Here is a 20494-nt window from a genome sequence, read left to right on the forward strand (position 1 = left end):
CTTGCCACCCGGCACTGCTCGGAGCGAGTTGATTTAACCGCGAACACGGTTACGCTGTGCTCGATTTCCGCATGTCTACCCAGTGGAAGGTCCCCCGTGGCCGAACGAATGTCGCCCCTGCTGCCGCTGCAGCACCCCACCTTCCGCAACATGTGGACGGCCAACCTCGCGTCCGGCTTCGGGGCGCTGATCCAGGGCGTGGGCGCGGCCTGGCTGATGACCTCGATCTCCAATTCGGTGGACATGGTGGCGCTGGTCCAGGCCTCGACGTCCCTGCCGATCATGCTGTTCTCGATGGTCGGCGGCGCCATCGCCGACAGTTTTCACCGGCGCAAGGTGATGCTGGCGGCGCAGAGCTTCATGCTCATCGTCTCGGCCACACTGATGGCCTTTACCTATTTCGGCCTGATCACCCCATGGCTGCTCTTGGCCTTCACGTTCCTCATCGGATGCGGCGCGGCGATCAACAATCCCTCCTGGCAGGCCTCCGTCGGCGACCTGGTGCCGCGCACCGACCTGCCGGGCGCCGTGGCCCTCAACTCGATCGGGTTCAACCTCTCGCGCAGCGTCGGCCCGGCCGTGGGTGGCGTCATCGTGGCCGCCGCGGGTGCCGCCGCTGCTTTTGCGGTCAATACCGTCAGCTATCTGCCGGTGCTGCTGGTGCTGTTCCTCTGGAAGCCCAATGTCGTCGATAACCCGCTGCCGCGCGAATCCATCGGTCCGGCAATCGCTTCGGGTTTCCGCTACGTCGCCATGTCGCCCGGAATCGGCAAGGTCTTGCTGCGCAGCTTCGTCTTCGGCTTTTCGGCCATCGTTATCCTGGCACTGCTGCCCGTGGTTTCGGCCAACCTGCCCGGCGGCGGCCCGCTGATCTATGGCCTGCTGCTTGGCGCCTTCGGCCTGGGCGCCGTGGGAGGCGCACTGCTCGCCGCCCCGCTCCAGGAACGGCTCGGTGGCGAAATGCTGGTGCGCGCCTCATTCCTTGGCTTTGCCATCTGCGCCGGCATCACCGCGCTCGGCATCTCGCCCTGGCTGACGGGCGCGGGCCTCTTGCTCGGCGGCGCGTGCTGGGTGCTGGCGCTCTCGCTCTTTAACGTCTCGGTGCAACTGGCCTCCCCCCGCTGGGTGGTGGGGCGCGCCCTCTCCTTCTACCAGACGGCAACGTTCGGCGGCATGGCGCTCGGTTCCTGGATCTGGGGCGTGGCTGCCGAGAACTACGGTCTGCCGATCGCCCTCGGGACGGCGGCAGTCGCGATGCTCGTCGGCATCGCCCTCGGCTTCCGCTTCCCGCTCCCGCCGCGCGTGGTCATGGACCTCGCTCCGCTCAACCGCTTCCAGGTCCCCCATCTCGAGATCGATCTCGAACCGCGCAGCGGCCCGATCGTGGTGGAAATCACCTACATCATCCGCACCGAAGACATCCCGGTCTTCCTCAACACCATGACCGAACGCCGCCGCATCCGCCGGCGGGATGGAGCCCGGCACTGGGCGCTCCTGCGCGACCTTGCGCAGCCGGACCGCTGGGTCGAAACCTACCAGAGCCCGACATGGACGGACTATGTCCGCCACAACCTGAGGCTCACCAAGGCGGACGCCGAGGTATCCGAGCGCCTGCGCGCGCTCCATGCCGGCGAAGAGCCTCCCGCCGTGCGCCGGTACGTCGAGCGGCCGACCGACTGGCTGACTGCGGTGGCCAAGCCCAAGCCGACCATCGCTCCGCCCTGAGCGAGGGTTACCGCGGACGGGCAAGTGCGCTAGGTTGCGCGCAGAATCCCAAAAGACGACGTGACTCCCATGCAGCCTTCCCGCGACCTCTCCCGGCTTCTCGAAATCATGGCCGCCCTGCGCGATCCCGAAACGGGGTGCCCGTGGGACATCGAGCAGGATTTCGCTTCCATCCGCCATTACACGATCGAGGAGGCCTACGAGGTCGCCGACGCGATCGAGCGGGAGGACTACGAGGACCTGCGCGACGAACTCGGCGACCTGCTGCTCCAGCCGGTCTTTCACGCACAGATGGCCTCAGAGCGCGGTCTGTTCGATATCGGCGACGTCATCGAGGCGATCACGACCAAGCTGATCCGGCGCCATCCCCACGTTTTCGGCGAGAAGGCGGCCGAAGGGGCAGACGGGGTCAAGGTGCAGTGGGACCAGATCAAGGCCGAGGAACGCGCCCGAAAATCGGCCAAGCGCGAACTGCAGGCATCGATCCTCGATGATGTGGCCAACACCCTGCCCGCCATGCTGCGGGCCGAGAAGCTGGCGCGCCGCGCCGCCTCGGTTGGCTTCGACTGGCCCGACACCGCTTCGGTAGTCGCCAAGGCACGCGAGGAGCTCGATGAAGTCCAGGAAGCCGCAGCCTCCGGGGACAAGGACGCGATTGCCGAGGAACTGGGCGACCTGCTGTTCGCCGTGACCAATCTGGCGCGACATCTCGGCGTGGATGCCGAGGCCGCCCTGCGCAACGCCAACGTCAAATTCACGCGGCGGTTCTCGCACGTGGAAGCGCGGGCGCTCGAGGACGGCGTCCCGCTCGCGGAAGCCGGACTGGAACGCCTTGATGGCTACTGGAACGAAATACGCAAGGCCGACAAGGCCAAGTGATCACTCGCCCTCGATGCGGCCGTTGAAGCGCTCCTGAAACTCGCGCAGGTGGCGTGGTTCGACGCGGACCACGAAATCCTGGCCCTTCTCGTCCGGCTCGATGCGCTCGATGATCTCGGCATGGCCGTAAAGCCAACCGACATCGCCGCCGGCCGCGTGAGGCACGTGGACGCGATAGGTCCGGCTGCCCGCCGACAGGGCCGCCTCGATAGCGATCTTTAGGTCTTCCAGACCCTCGCCGGTCTTGGCCGAAACCGGAACCGTCGCCGCAACGCGCCCCACCGGAGCGGTATTGGCGAGCGCGGGGATGGAGCCATCCTCGGCACGCGGCAGCAGGTCGATCTTGTTCCAGACCTCGATGACAGGCACGGTCTCGGACGACACCCCCAGTTCACCGAGCACGGTCAGCACGTCGCGGGCCTGCGCCTGGTGATCGGGATTGGCGACGTCCCGGATGTGGAGCACGACATCGGCCTGCGTGACTTCCTCGAGCGTGGCGCGGAAGGCGGCGACGAGGTCGTGCGGCAGGTCGGCGACGAAGCCGACCGTGTCGCTCACGATCACCTGGCGGCCATGCGGCAGTTCCAGCTTGCGAACGGTGGTATCGAGCGTGGCAAAGAGCAGGTTCTCGGCGAAGACGCCGGCACCGGTCAGGGTGTTGAAGAGGCTCGACTTGCCGGCATTGGTGTAGCCGACCAGGGCCACGATCGGGTACGGCACCTCGTCCCGGTTGCGTCGCTGCTGCTGACGGGTCTTGCGGACCTTCTCGATCCGCTCCTCGAGCAGCGCGATGCGCTCCTGAAGCAGGCGACGGTCGCTTTCGATCTGGGTTTCGCCGGGGCCGCCCAGGAAGCCGAAACCGCCGCGTTGCCGCTCAAGGTGCGTCCATGACCGGACGAGACGGCTCTTCTGGTAGTTGAGGTGGGCCAGTTCGACCTGGAGCACACCCTCGCGCGTGGCAGCGCGCTCCCCGAAGATTTCGAGGATGAGGGCCGTGCGGTCGAGAACCTTGGCCTTGGTCTCGCGCTCGAGGTTACGCTGCTGGATCGGCGTCAGGGCCGTGTCGACGAGAAGGAGTTCGATCTCCTCCTCCTGCACGCGCCTGGCAATGGCTTCCACCTGCCCGCCGCCGATGAAGGTGGCAGGCCGCACTTCGCGAACGCGGATGACCTCGGAGAACACGATCTCGAGCCGGATCGCGGCCGCCAGGCCTTCGAACTCGGCCTTGCGCGCTTCGATGCTGTGATAGACAGACGCGCCACGCACGTCCGGGACGATCAGTCCCACACGTGTCGGAGCCTCGCGTTGATCGATAAAGGCCTGAGGACCGCCCTTGCGGTCCTCGCCGTCGTCGAAATCGTCCGACGGATTATGCGGATCAGGCGTTGTCGCCTCCGGTATGCTCGGGATCGAAGAGCTGGATCGGCGCACCCGGCATGATGGTCGAGATCGCATGCTTGTAGACAAGCTGCGACTGGGCATCACGACGGAGCAGCAGGCAGAAATTGTCGAACCAGGTAATTATGCCCTGCAGCTTGACGCCGTTCACGAGGAAAATCGTGACCGGGACTTTCTGCTTGCGCACGTGATTGAGGAAGGAATCCTGGAGGTTTTGTGCTTTTTCGGCGGGCATTTAGGCCTCTTCTCGCGGCTTCTGTTTAGCGGGCAGGCTCATCGCCACCCTTCTTGTAGGTGAGGACCTTGGCCGCCGCAGGCCTGTCCTTCCCGGAAAGTCATCAAGCAAATCTAATTGGTCAGGCACTATGGCACATCTGAAAATCCGTGCCTACCGGTGATCATAGCCGCCTCAACGGCAATGAACACCCCAGAATTTCGAATACGCCCTATAGCCCCAGCGACTTGATCTTGCGGTGCAATGCACTGCGCTCCATGCCGACGAACTCGGCAGTCTTGGAGATATTGCCCCCGAAACGCTCGATCTGCGCCAACAGGTACTGACGTTCGAAAACCTCGCGGGCGTCGCGCAGCGGCAGGCTCATCAGGTGCGCCGATGCATCGGTGTCGCCCACCGTCGGCAGCACCTCGCCGATATCGGACGGCAGCATCGCGGCGGTGATGACCCCATCTTCGGGCGCCTGCCCCTTCATCAGGATCAGCAGCCGCTCGATGGAGTTGCGCAACTGACGCGCGTTGCCCGGCCAATCCTGGGCCTGGAGCACCGCGATGGCGTCATCGCCGATGGTCATGCGCGGCAGGTTGTGCATGCGGCAGACCTGCTCGATGAATGCGCTTACCAGCGGCGGCACGTCCTCGCGCCGCTCCTTGAGCGGGGTGAGTTGAACCGGCACGATTGAGAGGCGATGGTATAGGTCGGAGCGAAACTGCCCGGCCTCGACGAGCGAGGGGATGCTCTGCGAACTCGAGGAGATGATTCGAACATCGATCGGCACGGCGACCTGTCCGCCCACGCGGTTGAACTTGTTCTCCACCAGCGTGCGCAGCAGGGCCGCCTGGGCGGAAGGAGGGAGCGCGGTGACTTCCGACAGGTAGAGCGTGCCCCCGTGAGCGCGCTCAAGCGCACCGACCTCGGTGCGCAGGATGCCGCTTTTCTCGCGTGTTTCGCGGCCGAACAGCACCACGGGCACCTCGTCGGGCGCATAGAGCGAGGCGTTGATCTCGATGAACGGCGCCTGCGCACGCGGGCTGCGCTGATGGATGAGCCGTGCCACGAGACCCTTGCCGGCGCCCGAAGGGCCAGCAACGAAAATACGCGAGTTGGTCGGCGCGGACTTCTCGATGATGCCCTTGACCTGCTGGAGGGCCGGCGAGTGGCCGACCATCTCGGTATTGGTCCCCGCGCCGCGTTCCTTGAGTTCGGCCACCTCGTTGCGCAGGCGCGTGGCTTCCACGGCGCGCTGGGTGATCAGCAGCAGGCGATCGATCTTGAAGGGTTTCTCGATATAGTCGTAGGCGCCACGCTTGATGGCGGACACGGCCGTTTCGACATTGCCGTGCCCGGAGATCATGACCACGGGCATATCGGGATGCTGGGACTGGAGCACGTCGAGCAGTTGCAGGCCATCCAGGCGCGACCCCTGCATCCAGATGTCGAGGAAGACCAGACTCGGACGACGCCGCGCGATCTCGTTGAGGCCGGAATCGGCATCGTGGGCCTGCCGGGCCTCGTATCCCTCGTCTTCCAGGATGCCGGCGATGAGATCGCGAATATCGTCCTCATCGTCGATGATCAGGATGTCTAGAGCCATTACTTGTTTGCAACCGCGGCAATCCGCGGCTCCTCTTCTCTGGTGGCCGTAAAGTCCGTTGCCGGCGCCGTGTCGGCGTCGTCGCTATTAGGCGGGGCCTGCAACGGCAGTGTGAAGCTGAAACAAGCCCCTACCCTGCCGCTGGAATCAGGTTCGGCGTCTATGAGCTCGACGTCGCCGCCGTGCTGTTCAATGATCTTTGCGACAATTGCGAGGCCAAGGCCGGTGCCTTTTTCCCGTGTCGTCATATAGGGTTCGAGCAGCCGGTGACGATTGTCCTTGGGCCAGCCCTTTCCGTTGTCGGAGACCGAGATTCGGGCCATTTTGCCCTCGATCTCGCCGGCAACAATAATCTGTGGATTGTGCACCACGTCGAGTCCGACGCCCTCGATGGCCTCAACCGCATTCTTGATGAGGTTGGTCATGACCTGGGCAATCAGGCGACCGTCGAAATAGGCCGTAATGGCCTCGTCTGGCAAGTGCGTGATGATTTCGATCTCGGGGAGGCGCACGCTTTCGAGGAAGACGGACTGCCGGATCGTATCGGAAAGGTCGCCCTTTTCGGGCTTGGCCTCGGGCATGCGCGCGAAGGCGGAGAACTCTTCCACCATGCGCCCGATATCGCCCACATGCCGGATGATGGTGTTGATGCCCTTGTCGAAAATCTCGAAGTCGTCGGCCAGCTTTGAGGCGTAGCGCCGCCGCAGGCGCTCGGCGGAAAGCTGGATGGGCGTGAGCGGATTCTTGATCTCGTGGGCGATGCGACGCGCGACGTCGGCCCAGGCGCTGGTGCGCTGCGCCGATTCGAGATCGGTGATGTCGTCGAGCGTGATGACGTAGCCCTTGCTCTCGGTCATCGTGCCCTCGCGGGTGAGCTGAACCTGATAGGTGCGCCGATCCTGCTCGTTGCCGATCTGGATCTGGTCGCGCACCTGTCCGCGCCGCGCCATGCGCGCCCGTTCGAGGATCGGCGCCAACTCGGGGATCGCCTTGTCGGCGCTCTCGCCCATGAGCTCGATTTCCGTCTTGCCGAACATCTCTCCGGCCCGGCTGTTGACCAGCGTGATGTTGCCGACCGGATCAAGGCCGAGAATACCGGCCGACACGCCTTCCACCACGGCCTCGGTGAACTGGCGACGCTTCTCGTTGGTCTCGTTGGCGGTCACCAGCGCCTCGCGCTGCGTCTTGAGCTGACGCGTCATGGTGTTGAAGCCGTCCGATAGGTCCCCCAGATCGCCGCGATCCTCGACCGGCACCTGCACGTCAAGGTCGCCGCGGCTCACCCGCTTGGCCGCGATCATGAGGTTTCGGATCGGATCGACGAAGCGGTTGGCCAGCGCAATGCCGATCCAGAGCGCCGCCAAGAGCAGCACCACGGCGAGGCCGACATACATGAGAGTGAAGGTGATCTGGAACACCAGGCGGTTGGACGCATACTGCCGGTATTCGGAAACATTGGCGTCCGTCAGCTTCATGTATTCGAGCACTTCCGGATCGACCGGGCGCGCGACGAACAGGTAGGTATTGTCATACCCGCGCAGCTTGACGATCGAACCGACGAGGTTCGTCTTGCCCGGGGCGATGGGCGTCGGAGCGCCCTCGGTCACCCCTTGCGTGATCCCGTCCGGCAGCTTGGGCGGTGTCCCCTGCGCGGTGATCTGCGCCTTCATCAGCGTATCCCCGCTCTGGGAGATCAACTGCGTATAGGGGAGTGAACGCGTGACCGCGAGTGCGGTCAGGATGTGCTGGAACCGCTCCTTGTCCGTCTCGAACGTGCCGCGCGCCTGCTCGAGTTCGGAGGCGACCCAGATGATGTCGTCGCGCAGCACCTGGGCGTGCTCGAGCAGGTAGGAACGCGCCACGAGACGCGAACTCTCGACCATGGCGCGGTTGCGCTCGGAGAACCATTGGTCGAGGCCCTGATTGAGGGCGATGGTGGCGACGACGGCGACGATGAAAGCGGGAATCGCGGTCAGCAATGCGAACATCGTGACCATGCGGATCTGGAGCTTCGCTCCAGCCTCCTGACGCGACCGCGCCTGAAGCAGCAATACCGCCTCGGTCAGCACCAGCGCGATCACCACCAGCACCAGCAGACCGTTGATGATCCAGATCACGGCCCACATCTCGGGAGACGGCTCGATGCCGGTGACTCCGGAAAGCGACAGGAACGACAGGAAGGTCATGACGACTGAGGCCGTGACCACGATGAGGCCGACGAACCGGATGGCTTGCTTGCTGCGGTCGCCCGAGAACAGCGCCTGCCGTGCTGCGCTCGTCAGCGGGGGCTGGGGCGGATTCGGCGGCTGGCTCGGACCGGTGCCTTGAGTGTCGTCCATGTCTTACGCCTTGCGGCGTCCCCCAATTCGGGCGGGCTGTTAGCGCGCAAGGCTGACCCAATTGTGGCAGTGCTGCAACTCAATTGTTGCAATAGTGCAACTCGATTGCGCCGGGAATAGGCCACGGTGCACCAAAACGAAAGCTCTTCTTGCTTGAAGAACTATCCGCGGCGGGAGTGCTTGACGATCTCGATGCTGTGAGCCCGGATCTTCTTGCGCAGCGTGTTGCGGTTGAGTCCGAGCAATTCGGCAGCCTTGATCTGGTTGCCGGCGCAGGCGTTGAGCGCCATGGCGATCAGCGGCGCCTCGACGCGATCGAGAACCCGCTGGTAAAGGCCAGCAGGAGGCAGCTTCGGCTCGTATTCACGCAGGAGCTGCGCCACATGCGCTTCGACGGCAGTCGACACGTCCACCGGGCCGGTGGACGCCGTAACGCTCGGGCGCTCCCCGATGTTGAGTTCGTTCTGCACGACCTCGGCCGAAATGCTCTCGTCGGCATAGAGCGCCACGAGGCGGCGGACGAGGTTTTCCAGCTCGCGCACGTTGCCCGGCCAGGAATAGTTCTGCATCAGGCGGATAGCGTCGGGAGAGATGGTCTTGACGGGCTCGCCTTCGCGCTGTGCGGCATTTAGGAAATGCGAGACGAGATCGCCGATGTCATCGACGCGTTCGCGCAGGGGCGGCAGGCGGATCGGGACCACATTGAGACGGTAGTAGAGGTCTTCGCGGAAAAGCCCCTGCCGGATCATCTGGCTGAGGTCCCGGTGCGTCGCCGCCACGATACGCACGTTGGTCTTGATCGGGGTACGACCGCCGACCATGGTGTATTCGCCTTCCTGCAGCACGCGCAGCAGGCGCGTCTGGGCATCCATCGGCATGTCGCCGATCTCGTCGAGAAAGAGCGTGCCGCCTTCGGCCTGCTCGAAACGCCCCGACGAACGCGCTGTCGCGCCGGTGAAAGCGCCCTTTTCGTGCCCGAAAAGCTCGGCCTCGATGAGATCACGCGGAATGGCGGCCATGTTGATTGCCACGAACGGCCCGTTCCGGCGCTTGCCGAATTCGTGCAGCGCGCGCGCCACCAGTTCCTTACCCGTACCGCTCTCGCCGGTGACCATGACCGTCAGGTCCGTCTGCATCAGGCGGGCAAGCGCGCGGTAGATGTCCTGCATGGCCGGCGAGCGGCCCACGAGCGGCATGGCGTCGCCGGCATCCTCGACATTGCGGTCCCGCGCCGGCGGCTTCTTGGCGTCCGCGAGCGCGCGCTGCACCACCGAGAGCACCTCGGTGATGTCGAACGGCTTGGGCAGGTATTCGTAGGCCCCGACCTCGGAGGCCCTGATGGCGGTCATGAACGTATTCTGCGCGCTCATGACGATCATGGGCATGTCCGGGCGCAGCTTCTTGATCTTGGGCATGATGTCGAACGCATTGCCGTCCGGCATGTGGACATCGGTGATGAGCAGATCGCCTTCGCCCCGGCTGACCCAATTCCACATCGTGGACATGTTGCCGGTGGGCCGCACTTCGTAGCCGGCGCGGGTCAAGGCCTGGTTGAGGACCATGCGGATGGCCGCATCGTCGTCGGCAAGCAGAACTGTGTGGCCGCTCATTTAGTCAATGCCTCTTGGAAGTCCGAAGGTATGCCGGCCGTCGCTACCGGCAGGAGGATGCGGAAGCGCGTGCGACCGGGCCGACTGTCGCAGTCGATCACCCCTCCATGGTCGCCCACGATCTTGGCCACCAGGGCCAGGCCGAGACCCGAGCCATTGGCCTTGGTCGTCACGAACGGATCGAACAAGAACGGCAGGATGTCCGCCGGCACGCCCGGCCCATTGTCCTCGATGACGATTTCGAGCGGAAGCGAGATACGCTCGGCGATTCCCATGACCGCGATGCGGATGCCCGGCCGGAAGGCCGTCGAGAAACGGATCTCGGGCTTGGAGGTGCGTTCGAGCGCCTCGGCCGCGTTCTTGACCAGGTTGAGGAACACCTGGATGAGCTGGTCGCGATTGCCCAGCACCGGCGGCAGGGAGGGATCGTATTCCTCCGAGAATGAAATGCCGCGCGCCACCCCGTTCCTGGCCAGCAGCTTCACCCGATCGAGCACCACGTGGATGTTGATCGGCTCGCGCTCGAGCGGGCGGTCGTCGCCGAAAATCTCGACGCGATCGATGAGGTCAACGATCCGGTCGGTCTCCTCCCGGATCAGCCTGGCGAGCGGGACCTCGTCTTCCGAGACCGTCTGTTCGAGCAGTTGCGCCGCGCCGCGAATGCCCGAAAGTGGGTTCTTGATTTCGTGGGCCAGCATCGAAGCCAGGCCGGTGACCGAGCGCGCCGCACCGCGCGACACCAGTTGCCGGTCGATCTTGTCGGCCATGGTGCGCTCCTGGAAAAGAAGCGTCACCCGCCCATCGGTATCGGAGATCGGGCTGGCATAGACGTCAACGATCCGCTCGTCCCCGAAACGGGAGGAGCCGACCGAGACGCGGTACTCGGTCATCGGCGCCCGCCGCATGGCGACGGTCTCGACCAGATTGAGAATTGGCGAGCCGAAAGCGATCAGATCATTGAGCTTTTGCCGGGCCAACACGCTCAGAGAGGCCCCAAAGAAGGCCTCGGCAGCGTAGTTGACGAAGACAATGGTGTTGTCGGTCCCGCAGACGATCACGGGTTGCGGCAGCGCCTGCAGCACCGAGGTGGCGATACCGGTCGTGTCGGTGGTCATGCAGCCTGCCTCCAGGCACCCGAATAGATTTCAGGAATCATGGTCACCACCTCGTCGGGGCTCTCGGCATTGAGCAGACCCCGGCGGGTCTCCTTGTCGAGAGAGATACCCAATGCCTCCAGATACCAATCCAGGTGCTTGCGCGCCGCGCGCACGCCGATATGGGACCCATATTCGCTGATCATGTCCTGATAGTGCTCGGCGATGAGGTCGGTCAGCGCGTCACCCGACGGTGCCTCGGGCACCGGCTCGCCCGCGAGCGCCGCGCCGATCTGGCCGACGACCCACGGACGCCCTTGCGCGCCGCGCCCCAGCATCACGGCGGCCGCGCCGGACTGCTCAAGCGCTTCGCGGGCACTCGCCAGGTCGATGACGTCGCCGTTGACCACCACCGGCACATCCACGGCTTCAACGACTGCCCGCACCAGTTCCCAGCGCGCCGTGCCCTTGTAGAACTGCTGGCGCGTGCGCCCGTGCACCGTGATCATCCGCACGCCGGCATCGACGGCGCTACGGGCAATCTGGGCGGCGTTAAGACTGTCATCGTCCCAGCCCAGGCGCATCTTGACGGTCACCGGCAGAGACGTCGCGCCCACCACGGTTTCGACGAGCCTGAGCGCCTGATCCGGCACGCGCATCAGCGCCGAACCGGCAAAGCCATTGGTCACCCGCTTGGACGGGCAACCGAAATTGATATCGAGAATGTCGGCCCCCGCGTCGCAGGCGATCTCGGCGCCGCGCTGCATCCACTCGGCCTCGCAGCCTGCCAGTTGCACCACGTGCGGCAGCCTGCCTTCGCGCTTGTTGAGCTTGCGAACCATGTCGTTCTGGGCGGCGACAAGTGCCGAACTGGCGATCATTTCGGAGACAACAAGGCCGGCGCCGTAGCGCTCGGCTATCGAACGGAACGGGCGATCGGTGATCCCGGCCATGGGCGCCAGGAATGCATTATTGGGGAGCGCATGGCCGCCGATGCTTATCCCGCAGGCAAACGAACTCAAAAAGCTGCCCCCAAATTGCTCAATCTCTTGGGAATGCCCGCACAATAATCAATTATCGGGCACGTGCAACACCAATAGCGTCGCACCGGCATGGCGGGTGCACAAATCGGCCTTGCTGGGTTGGTCGATGGCCTTTAGACCCTCAACGAACGTCATAATCAACCAAGGCTATCCGTGACTCGCGCCCGTTCCATCGCCGCCATCGTCGTTGCCGCCGGCAAGGGCGAACGTGCCAGCGCTAACGGAGAGAGCCTGCCCAAGCAATACCGTTCAGTGCATGGCATCCCTGTGCTGACGCGGACGATCAAGGCCTTGCTGGCCCTGCCCGACGTCACGTTTGTCCAGCCGGTGATCCACCCTGACCACGCCGATCTCTATGCCGGCCTGGGGCTGGACGACGAGCGGCTCCTTCCCCCGGTCATGGGCGGCGCAACGCGTCAATCCTCGGTGCTCGAAGGCCTCAAGGCGCTCGGCAGGCAACGGCCGGACTATGTGCTGATCCAGGACGCCGCCCGCCCGTTCATCGGCGCTGAACTGGTCGCCGGCGTGGTCGCCGGCCTGGCCGATCACGAAGGAGCGCTGCCGGCCGTGCCGGTCACCGACACGATCAAGCGCGCTCCGGACGGCGTCAACATCGTCGCAACCGAGGACCGGCGCGTGCTCTTCGCCGCGCAAACCCCGCAGGGTTTCCGCTACCCGCAGATCTTTTCGGCGCATATGCGGGCGAGCACCCTGCCCCGTGAGTTCACCGACGATGCCGCCATCGCCGAGTGGGCGGGGCTTCGCGTAGCGCTCACACCCGGCAACACCAGCAATATCAAGATCACCCATCCCGAGGACTTTGCCCGGGCCGAACGGATGATCGCAGGAGCGCAATCGATGGAAACTCGCGTCGGAACCGGCTTTGACGTCCACGAGTTCGAGCCGGGCGACGCGGTATGGCTCGGTGGCGTGCGCATTCCGCACACGGCCAAGCTCAAGGGACATTCGGACGCCGACGTCGCCCTTCACGCGCTCACCGACGCCATCTATGGGGCGCTGGGCGAAGGCGATATCGGCACACATTTCCCGCCGAGCGATCCGCAGTGGAAGGGCGCGGCTTCGGTCATCTTTCTCGAACACGCAGCAAAGCTGGTTGCCGAGCGTGGCGGCAGGATCGTCAACCTCGATGCGACGATCGTGGCCGAATCTCCGAAAATCGCCGCACATGTTCCCGCAATGCGCCAGGTCATTGCAACGGCTTGCGCGATCACGCCTTCCCGCGTCACTATCAAGGCGACAACCAGCGAAAGACTGGGGTTCACGGGTCGTGAGGAGGGCATTGTGGCCATGGCCAGCGCAAGTATCGAACTGCCGCGGGTAGATTGAGATGGCGGGCAAACCAGCGCGCGATCCCGCCAAAGAGATCATTACCACGCTCGCTTCCCGCAAGATGACGATGGCGACGGCGGAAAGCTGCACTGCCGGACTTCTCTCCGGCGCCATCACGGACGTCCCCGGCGCCTCGGCCGTCTTCTACGGCGGCTTCATCACCTATTCGAACGCTGCCAAGTCGCGCATGATCGGGGTTCCGGCCCGCATGATCGAGGACCATGGCGCCGTTTCGGCCCAGGTGGCCCGCGCCATGGCGGACGGCGCGCGCAACACGGCCCGCACCGATATCGCCGTGAGCGTCACCGGCATTGCCGGCCCCGACGGGGGCTCGGAGCGCAAGCCCGTCGGGCTCGTTTACTTCGCTGTGGCGACCAAGGACGGCACGGACGTCCTCGAAAAGCGCTTCGGCGATATCGGGCGAGAGGGCATCCGCAAGGCTAGTGTCGAGGCGGCACTTGAAATGGTACTCGAAACGCTCGGCAAACCCGAAGAACTCTGAGGGACCGGACTATTCGCCGAAGCGGCGGTCGGCCTCGTCCACGAAAGCGTTCATGATCTCCTCCTGCTTGGCGGCGAACGCCGGTTCGGCAACCGCCGCGATCAGCGGGTTGGAAATCTTGAAGTCGATATCGAAACGCACCCGCGTCCCCGCGCCTTCCGGCTCCAGCGTCCATTTGCTGTCTAGGTAAGCGAACGGGCCATCGACTGCCTTGGCGGTGATGGTCTTCCTCTCGCGATCCAGCGTCACGCGGCTCGTGTAGGCCTGCGTCACCGGGCCGAACCGGATCGTCATCTTGGCGAAGCGGACATCGCCCGGCGCTCCCGAATCCTTCTTGACCACCATAGCGCTGCAATTGGGGATGAAGCGCGGGTAGCTCTCCAGGTCCGAAACCAGGTCGAACATCCGGTCGGGCAGATGCGGAACGTGCCGCTCCAGGTAGAGATCAGGCATGCTTGGCCAAACGTGCGGCGCGCAGCATGGCGAAGTCCTCGCCGGCATGGTGGGACGACCGGGTCAGCGGACTCGAGGACACCAGGAGGAAGCCCTTGGTCTGCGCCACTGTGGCGTAGGACTTGAACTCGTCCGGCGTCACGAAACGGATCACCGGGTGGTGCTTGCGCGTCGGCTGGAGGTACTGGCCGATGGTCAGGAAGTCGACATCGGCGCTGCGCAGGTCGTCCATGAGCTGGAGCACCTCGTTGCGCTCCTCGCCCAGGCCAACCATGATCCCCGACTTGGTGAACATGGTCGGATCGAGTTCCTTGACCCGCTGCAGGAGCCGGATCGAGTGGAAGTAGCGCGCCCCTGGCCGCACCTTGAGGTACTTGCTCGGCACCGTTTCCAGGTTGTGGTTGAACACATCCGGCTTGGCCTTCACCACCACTTCGAGAGCCCCTTCCTTGCGCAGGAAGTCGGGCGTCAGGATCTCGATGGTCGTCGTCGGGTTCTTCTCGCGGATGGCGTAGATCACGTCGGCGAAGTGATGCGCCCCGCCGTCGGGAAGATCGTCGCGATCGACGGACGTGATTACGACATGCTGGAGGCCGAGCGTCTGAACGGCCTTGGCGACGTTTTCCGGCTCATGCGGATCGAGGGCGAGAGGCAGGCCGGTGCGCACGTTGCAGAAGGCGCAGGCGCGGGTGCAGATCTCGCCCATGATCATCATGGTGGCGTGCTTCTTGGACCAGCACTCCCCGATATTGGGGCAGCCGGCTTCCTCGCAGACGGTGACGAGGTTGTTCTCGCGCACGATCTGCTGGGTTTCCTTGTAGACGGGCGAACCCGGTGCGCGCACGCGAATCCAGTCCGGCTTGCGCAGCATGACCGTCTCTGGCCGGTTGGCCTTTTCGGGGTGGCGCGGACGCTCGACGCCCGTATTGTCTATCAGGGTAACCACGAGAACCTCTTACCTCTCCTCGCCAACCCTCCCCAGGGATGGATCAGGCGCCGGCGATGAGCCTTGCCGCCAGCACCACGACGATGGCACCCACCGTCGCAGTAATGATCTGGGTGACGATCGTATTCTTGATCCCCAGATTGATGTTGAGCGCCGTGAACAGATATCCGCCCACGAATGCGCCGATGACGCCCTTGAGCAGCGATCCGAACAAACCGCCCGAACCGCCGACGATGAGGCCGGCAAGCCAGCCAGCCACCAGGCCGATGGCCAGGAAGATCAGAACGGCGCGGGCGTTGATGTTCATTGCGAAACCCTCAGGTCCAGTGTTCTGCCGTTGCGGAACAGCCATTCTCGTGTCCCCCGTGAATGCCCCAGACATATCGCCTGTAGGCCTTCACGCTTCAAGCCCTAGATGTTGAGCGCGCGCCCATAGGCGTCGAGCACGCTTTCCTTCATCGTTTCGCTCAGGGTCGGATGCGGGAAGATGGTGTGGATCAGCTCTTCCTCTGTGGTCTCGAGATTCATCGAGATGACGAAACCCTGGATCAGCTCGGTCACTTCCGCGCCCACCATGTGGGCTCCGAGGAGCTCGCCGGTCTTGGCGTCGAAGATGGTCTTGACCAGCCCGTCCGGTTCGCCCAGCGCAATGGCCTTGCCGTTGCCGATGAACGGGAACCGGCCGACCTTGATCTCGCGGCCGGCTTCCTTGGCCTTGGCCTCGGTCAGCCCCACACTCGCCACCTGCGGCTCGCAATAGGTGCAGCCCGGCACTTTGCTCTTGTCGAGCCCATGGACCTTCATGCCCGCAATGGTCTCGACGGTGACGACGGCCTCGTGCTCGGCCTTGTGGGCCAGCATCGGGGGACCGGCCACATCGCCGATGGCCCAGACGCCCGGCACGTTCGTGCGACCGTAGCCGTCGATGACGATCGCGCCGCGATCGATCTTGACCCCCACCTTCTCCAGGCCGAGGTTCTCGGTATTGCACTGCACGCCGACGGCCGAGATCAGGTTGTCGGCGGCGACCTTGTCGGTCTTGCCGTCCTTGAGCTCGATATGAGCGACAATGCCATCCTTGGTCTTTTCGACCTTGGAGACCTTGGCATCGGTCAGGAATTTGATGCCGCGCTTTTCCATGCGCTTGCGCACATGTGCAGCGATCTCGGCGTCCTCCACCGGCAGGATCTGCGGCAGGAGTTCGATGACCGTCACCTCCGCGCCGAGCGAGCGGTAGAACGAGGCAAACTCGATGCCGATGGCGCCCGAGCCCATGATGGCCAGCGACTTGGGCATCCTGGCCGGCTTCATCGCCTCGAAATAGGTCCAGATCTTGTCACCATCCGGCTCGATGCCGGGCAGCACGCGCGGACGCGCGCCGGTGGCGATGATGATGTTCTTGGCCTTGTAGGTGCCCTCGCCCAAAGTGTTCTTGGGACCGGGCCACTGCGGCTCCATCGGCTTCTTGGTGGTTTTCACCACCTTGATCTCGTTGGCCGAGGTCAGCGCCGCCTCGCCCCAGATGATATCGACCTTGTTCTTCTTCATGAGGAACTGGACGCCGTTGTTCATCTGGCCGGCGATATTGCGCGAGCGCTTGACGATCGCATCGATGTCGAAGCCGAACTTCTCGGCGGTCAGGCCGTAGTCCTTTGCATGGCCCATGTGGCTGTAGATCTCGGCCGAGCGCAGCAGCGCCTTGGTTGGGATACAGCCCCAGTTCGAGCAGATGCCGGCCATGTGCTCGCGCTCGACGATGGCAGTCTTCATGCCCAGCTGGGCCGCGCGGATCGCCGCGACATAACCGCCGGGACCGGCGCCGATAACAATCAGATCGTATGAGTCAGCCATGGGCTCCTCTTGGAGTTGGCGGGCCTAAAGGCCGAGCAGTGATTTGACCAGCGGGGCGAGGCCCACGCCGATGGCCTTGGTATTGGCGGCATCCAGATGCACGCCGTCGGCCGGATCAGGCCTGGCGACGGTCGAAGCATCGAAGAACGCGACGCCGAGTTCGCTGGCGCGGCGTGCATAGTGGTACGCAAAGGTCTGCGATTGTGCGACGGCGTGCTCGATGCCACCGAAATGGCCGATCATGTCCTCGTTGTCGGTGTCGCAGATATGGGGCGGCGCCACGATGACGATCTGTGGGATCGTCAGCAACTGGCCGGCAAAGTGGCCACGCACGCAGTGCACCAAACGCCTTATCCCGAAAGAAGCCTCGAGGGCGCTGCCGCAGATCGACGGCTTGAGGTCGTTGGTGCCGAGCATGATGACGACCATGTCCAGCGGCTCGTGGCTCGCCAGGAGTGTGGGGAGAATGCGCAGGCCATTGCGGTCGCCCGTGATCTGCCAGTCTTCCCAGGCCGTCGTACGGCCACCCAGCCCTTCAGCGATCACCCGGGCCTTGCCGCCCAGGCTCGCCTCGAGCGACGTGGGCCAACGATCCTCATAGGCATGACGCGGCCCGTTCGGCTGCGGATTGGCGCCGAACGTCAGGCTGTCGCCATAGGCGAGGATGGTTTTCATCGCCCTGCCCTTACGCCAGCATCATGACGGGGTTTTCGATCAGGCCCTTGAAGACGCCGAGCACTTCGGCGCCGAGCGCGCCGTCCACGGCACGGTGATCGCACGAGAGCGTGCAGGTCATGAAGCTTGCAACCTTGACCTGGCCCTTGTCCGCATAGACGCGCTCCTCACCCACGCCGACCGCCAGGATCGTGCCGTGGGGCGGGTTGATGACGGCGGCGAATTCGCGGATGCCGTACATGCCCAGGTTGGAGACCGAAGTGGCCCCACCCTGGTATTCATGCGGGGCCAGCTTCTTGGAGCGGGCGCGAGCGGCCAGGTCTTTGACCTCTTCGGAAATCTCGCGAAGCGTCTTGGTGTCCGCGGACTTCACGACAGGCGTGAAGAGCCCACCGGGCACCGCCACGGCGACGGCCACGTCCGAACGCTTGTGGTAGAGGATCGAGTCCCCGGCCCAGGTCGCATTGGCCGCCGGAACGCGCTGGAGCGCAACGGCCCAGGCCTTCATCACGAAGTCATTGACCGAGAGCTTGTACTCGGGCTTGCCGTCCTTGGACTTGGGCGCAGCCGCGTTGATCTGCTCGCGGGCGGCAAGCAGCGCATCGATCTTGCAGTCGATGGTCAGGTAGAAATGCGGAACTGTCTGCTTGCTCTCGGTGAGGCGCGCCGCCACCACCTTGCGCATGCCATCGTTCGGCACGAGCTCGTAGCTGCCTTCGGGATAGAGCGCGAGCACCTGGGCCTTGGTCATGCCAGTCGGCGCGGCGCCACCAGCAGCCGGTGCGCCGGCAGTGGCGGCCGTGGCCTTGAGCTGGGCCTTGCCCGACTTCACCGCCTCGACGTCAGCCTTGACCACGCGGCCATGGGGACCGGTGCCCGAAATGGCGGCAACATCGATGCCGGCTTCCTTGGCGATACGGCGAGCGAGCGGCGAGGCAAACGTGCGGGTTCCGCCGGCGGGCGCTGGCGTCGGCGCCTTGGCAACCGGGGCGGGAGCCGCAGCAGGAGCGGCAACCGCGGATCCCGAAACGGCCGCCGCAGGCGCGGCCGCCTTCGGCTCTTCTTTGGGTGCTGGCGCGGCAGCGGGCGCCGGTGCGGGAGCCGGCGTCTTCACATCCGCAGCGCTCTCGCCTTCCTGCAGCAGGATGGCGATCACCGAATTGACCTTCACGTTGTCGGTGCCCTCGGGCACCACGATCTTGCCGATCTTGCCCTCGTCCACGGCCTCGACTTCCATCGTGGCCTTGTCCGTTTCGATCTCGGCGATCACGTCGCCGGAGGAGACGGTGTCACCCTCCTTGACGTGCCACTTGGCGAGCTTGCCCTCTTCCATCGTCGGAGAGAGCGCCGGCATGGTGATGTTGATGCTCATGGGTGCCTCTCTCAGCTCCGGTAGGTCACGGCCTTGACTGCCGCGACGACTTCATCGGCGCTCGGCAGAGCCAGCTTCTCGAGGTTGGCGGCATAGGGCATGGGCACGTCCTTGCCGGTGACGCGGGTCACGGGGGCGTCGAGATAGTCGAACGCCTCCTCCATGACGCGCGCCGCGAGTTCGGCGCCGATGCCGCCCTGCGGCCAGCCCTCTTCAACGGTCACGAGGCGTCCTGTCTTCTTGACGGACTCGATGACGGTGGCGCTGTCCATGGGACGCAGAGTACGCAGGTCGATGACTTCGACGTCGATGCCCTCGGCCACCAGCTTCTCGGTGGCCTGGAGCGCGTAGCGCATGCCCATCGAGAACGAGACGATGGTCGCGTCCTTCCCTTCGCGGACGATCCGCGCCTTGCCGATCGGCAACACATAGTCGTCGACCTTGGGTACGAGGCCGGTGGTGCCGTAGAGGATTTCGTTTTCGAGGAAGACGACCGGATTGTTGGACCGAATAGCCGCCTTGAGGAGGCCCTTGGCATCAGCGGCGCTGAAGGGCGCGATCACGGTGAGGCCGGGAACGTGCGAATACCAGGCCGAATAATCCTGACTGTGCTGCGCCGCCACGCGTGCCGCCGCGCCGTTCGGGCCGCGGAACACCATCGGCGCCGTCACCTGGCCGCCGGACATGTAAAGCTGCTTGGCTGCCGAGTTGATGATCTGGTCGATCGCCTGCATGGCGAAGTTCCAGGTCATGAACTCTATGATCGGCCGCAGGCCGGCAAAGGCCGCGCCGACGCCCAGGCCTGCAAAGCCGTGCTCGGTGATCGGGGTGTCGATGACGCGCTGGGCGCCAAATTCCTGCAACAGGCCCTGGGTGACCTTGTAGGCGCCCTGGTACTCGGCCACTTCCTCGCCCATCACGAAAATGGTGGGATCCTTGCGCATTTCCTCGGCCATGGCTTCGCGCAGCGCCTCGCGGACGGTCATTTCGACCATCTCGACGCCTTCGGGCAGGTCCGGATCGGCGGCAGGCACGAAGGCGGGAGCGGCGGCTACAGCCGGCGCAGGAGCCTGAGCCGGCGCTTCGACCTCGACCACCGTCTGCGGCTGGACATTGGTATTGTCGGGCTGCTCGTCGCCCACCTGCTCACCCTCGGCCAGCACCAGGGCGATGGGCGTGTTGACCTTCACCCCTTCGGTTCCCTCGGGTACGAGGAGCTTCTTGACGGTGCCGCTATCGATGGATTCCACTTCCATCGTGGCCTTGTCGGTCTCGATCTCAGCCAGTACGTCGCCGGGCGACACGACATCGCCTTCCTTGACGAGCCATTTGGCGAGTTTGCCCTCTTCCATCGTCGGCGACAGGGCGGGCATCAGAATATTGGGCATTTAGGTCTCCTGCCGTATCGCCGCGCTTACCGGCGCCGGC

At 64.5% G+C, this 20494-nt stretch carries 18 protein-coding genes; 4 read left to right on the plus strand and 14 right to left on the minus strand.

Annotation, left to right across the window (positions count from 1 at the left end; genetic code table 11):
- Nucleotides 1-108: 108 nt before the first annotated feature.
- A complete protein-coding gene (locus FNA67_RS10770) occupies nucleotides 109-1725 on the plus strand; it encodes an MFS transporter (protein WP_049705114.1) in 1617 nt (538 codons plus the stop codon).
- Nucleotides 1726-1794: 69 nt separating this feature from the next.
- Complete coding sequence (gene mazG / locus FNA67_RS10775) at nucleotides 1795-2604, plus strand: nucleoside triphosphate pyrophosphohydrolase (protein ID WP_147656035.1); 810 nt, start codon at nucleotides 1795-1797, stop codon at nucleotides 2602-2604.
- Here the strand turns inward: mazG and hflX are convergent, their stop codons facing one another.
- From hflX to dusB, 7 genes are all read right to left on the minus strand, one after another.
- Entirely contained in the window at nucleotides 2605-3891 is a 1287-nt protein-coding gene (gene hflX / locus FNA67_RS10780) for a GTPase HflX (RefSeq protein WP_244616330.1), read from the minus strand. It lies immediately after the preceding gene.
- 91 nt (nucleotides 3892-3982) lie between these two features.
- On the minus strand, nucleotides 3983-4237 hold the full coding sequence (gene hfq / locus FNA67_RS10785) for an RNA chaperone Hfq (protein ID WP_035038803.1): 255 nt from the start codon (nucleotides 4235-4237) through the stop codon (nucleotides 3983-3985).
- A 211-nt stretch (nucleotides 4238-4448) separates the two neighbouring features.
- Nucleotides 4449-5831 (minus strand): nitrogen assimilation response regulator NtrX, encoded by a 1383-nt coding sequence (gene ntrX / locus FNA67_RS10790; protein ID WP_049705116.1) that lies wholly within the window; start codon nucleotides 5829-5831, stop codon nucleotides 4449-4451.
- Complete coding sequence (locus FNA67_RS10795; protein WP_147656037.1) at nucleotides 5831-8170, minus strand: sensor histidine kinase NtrY-like; 2340 nt, start codon at nucleotides 8168-8170, stop codon at nucleotides 5831-5833. Before FNA67_RS10795 ends, ntrX begins: the two co-directional genes overlap by 1 nt.
- 161 nt (nucleotides 8171-8331) lie before the next feature.
- A complete protein-coding gene (gene ntrC, locus FNA67_RS10800) occupies nucleotides 8332-9780 on the minus strand; it encodes a nitrogen regulation protein NR(I) (RefSeq protein ID WP_049705118.1) in 1449 nt (482 codons plus the stop codon).
- Nucleotides 9777-10895 (minus strand): two-component system sensor histidine kinase NtrB, encoded by a 1119-nt coding sequence (locus FNA67_RS10805; protein ID WP_049705119.1) that lies wholly within the window; start codon nucleotides 10893-10895, stop codon nucleotides 9777-9779. Before FNA67_RS10805 ends, ntrC begins: the two co-directional genes overlap by 4 nt.
- Nucleotides 10892-11896, minus strand: coding sequence for a tRNA dihydrouridine synthase DusB (gene dusB, locus FNA67_RS10810; protein ID WP_244616331.1), 1005 nt, complete (start codon nucleotides 11894-11896; stop codon nucleotides 10892-10894). Before dusB ends, FNA67_RS10805 begins: the two co-directional genes overlap by 4 nt.
- A 174-nt stretch (nucleotides 11897-12070) precedes the next feature.
- Between dusB and FNA67_RS10815 the strand changes: the two genes are divergently transcribed.
- The gene (locus FNA67_RS10815) at nucleotides 12071-13264 is read left to right on the plus strand and encodes a bifunctional 2-C-methyl-D-erythritol 4-phosphate cytidylyltransferase/2-C-methyl-D-erythritol 2,4-cyclodiphosphate synthase (RefSeq protein WP_147656038.1); all 1194 of its coding nucleotides are present in this window, start codon (nucleotides 12071-12073) and stop codon (nucleotides 13262-13264) included.
- 1 nt (nucleotide 13265) lies between these two features.
- Entirely contained in the window at nucleotides 13266-13769 is a 504-nt protein-coding gene (locus FNA67_RS10820) for a CinA family protein (protein ID WP_049705121.1), read from the plus strand.
- A gap of 9 nt (nucleotides 13770-13778) precedes the next feature.
- Here the strand turns inward: FNA67_RS10820 and FNA67_RS10825 are convergent, their stop codons facing one another.
- The 7 genes from FNA67_RS10825 to FNA67_RS10855 form a co-directional block, all read right to left on the minus strand.
- Nucleotides 13779-14222 carry a type II toxin-antitoxin system RatA family toxin gene (locus FNA67_RS10825; protein ID WP_170267288.1) on the minus strand — a complete coding sequence of 148 codons (444 nt, stop codon included), beginning with the start codon at nucleotides 14220-14222 and terminating at the stop codon, nucleotides 13779-13781.
- A complete protein-coding gene (gene lipA / locus FNA67_RS10830; RefSeq protein ID WP_049705123.1) occupies nucleotides 14215-15168 on the minus strand; it encodes a lipoyl synthase in 954 nt (317 codons plus the stop codon). The genes FNA67_RS10825 and lipA overlap by 8 nt, the downstream gene beginning before the upstream one ends.
- A 43-nt stretch (nucleotides 15169-15211) precedes the next feature.
- Complete coding sequence (locus FNA67_RS10835; RefSeq protein WP_049705124.1) at nucleotides 15212-15475, minus strand: GlsB/YeaQ/YmgE family stress response membrane protein; 264 nt, start codon at nucleotides 15473-15475, stop codon at nucleotides 15212-15214.
- 104 nt (nucleotides 15476-15579) lie between these two features.
- Complete coding sequence (lpdA, locus tag FNA67_RS10840) at nucleotides 15580-17019, minus strand: dihydrolipoyl dehydrogenase (RefSeq protein WP_049705125.1); 1440 nt, start codon at nucleotides 17017-17019, stop codon at nucleotides 15580-15582.
- A gap of 24 nt (nucleotides 17020-17043) precedes the next feature.
- Nucleotides 17044-17694 (minus strand): SGNH/GDSL hydrolase family protein, encoded by a 651-nt coding sequence (locus FNA67_RS10845; RefSeq protein ID WP_147656040.1) that lies wholly within the window; start codon nucleotides 17692-17694, stop codon nucleotides 17044-17046.
- Between the two features lie 10 nt (nucleotides 17695-17704).
- Nucleotides 17705-19066, minus strand: a complete 1362-nt coding sequence (locus tag FNA67_RS10850; RefSeq protein WP_147656041.1) for a pyruvate dehydrogenase complex dihydrolipoamide acetyltransferase — start codon at nucleotides 19064-19066, stop codon at nucleotides 17705-17707.
- A gap of 11 nt (nucleotides 19067-19077) precedes the next feature.
- Complete coding sequence (locus tag FNA67_RS10855; RefSeq protein ID WP_147656042.1) at nucleotides 19078-20454, minus strand: pyruvate dehydrogenase complex E1 component subunit beta; 1377 nt, start codon at nucleotides 20452-20454, stop codon at nucleotides 19078-19080.
- Nucleotides 20455-20494 lie beyond the last annotated feature (40 nt).

This window comes from Youhaiella tibetensis (assembly GCF_008000755.1).
In the GTDB taxonomy this organism is placed as follows: Bacteria; Pseudomonadota; Alphaproteobacteria; order Rhizobiales; family Devosiaceae; genus Paradevosia; species Paradevosia tibetensis.

What these genes read in the sequence shown, in the direction of transcription:
- FNA67_RS10770 (WP_049705114.1), top strand. Translation starts at nt 109, where the DNA reads ATGTCGCCCCTGCTGCCGCTGCAGCACCCCACCTTCCGCAACATGTGG.
- mazG (WP_147656035.1), top strand. Translation starts at nt 1,795, where the DNA reads ATGCAGCCTTCCCGCGACCTCTCCCGGCTTCTCGAAATCATGGCCGCC.
- hfq (WP_035038803.1), bottom strand. Translation starts at nt 4,237, where the DNA reads ATGCCCGCCGAAAAAGCACAAAACCTCCAGGATTCCTTCCTCAATCAC.
- ntrX (WP_049705116.1), bottom strand. Translation starts at nt 5,831, where the DNA reads ATGGCTCTAGACATCCTGATCATCGACGATGAGGACGATATTCGCGAT.
- FNA67_RS10795 (WP_147656037.1), bottom strand. Translation starts at nt 8,170, where the DNA reads ATGGACGACACTCAAGGCACCGGTCCGAGCCAGCCGCCGAATCCGCCC.
- ntrC (WP_049705118.1), bottom strand. Translation starts at nt 9,780, where the DNA reads ATGAGCGGCCACACAGTTCTGCTTGCCGACGACGATGCGGCCATCCGC.
- FNA67_RS10805 (WP_049705119.1), bottom strand. Translation starts at nt 10,895, where the DNA reads ATGACCACCGACACGACCGGTATCGCCACCTCGGTGCTGCAGGCGCTG.
- FNA67_RS10820 (WP_049705121.1), top strand. Translation starts at nt 13,266, where the DNA reads ATGGCGGGCAAACCAGCGCGCGATCCCGCCAAAGAGATCATTACCACG.
- FNA67_RS10825 (WP_170267288.1), bottom strand. Translation starts at nt 14,222, where the DNA reads ATGCCTGATCTCTACCTGGAGCGGCACGTTCCGCATCTGCCCGACCGG.
- FNA67_RS10835 (WP_049705124.1), bottom strand. Translation starts at nt 15,475, where the DNA reads ATGAACATCAACGCCCGCGCCGTTCTGATCTTCCTGGCCATCGGCCTG.
- lpdA (WP_049705125.1), bottom strand. Translation starts at nt 17,019, where the DNA reads ATGGCTGACTCATACGATCTGATTGTTATCGGCGCCGGTCCCGGCGGT.
- FNA67_RS10845 (WP_147656040.1), bottom strand. Translation starts at nt 17,694, where the DNA reads ATGAAAACCATCCTCGCCTATGGCGACAGCCTGACGTTCGGCGCCAAT.
- FNA67_RS10850 (WP_147656041.1), bottom strand. Translation starts at nt 19,066, where the DNA reads ATGAGCATCAACATCACCATGCCGGCGCTCTCTCCGACGATGGAAGAG.
- FNA67_RS10855 (WP_147656042.1), bottom strand. Translation starts at nt 20,454, where the DNA reads ATGCCCAATATTCTGATGCCCGCCCTGTCGCCGACGATGGAAGAGGGC.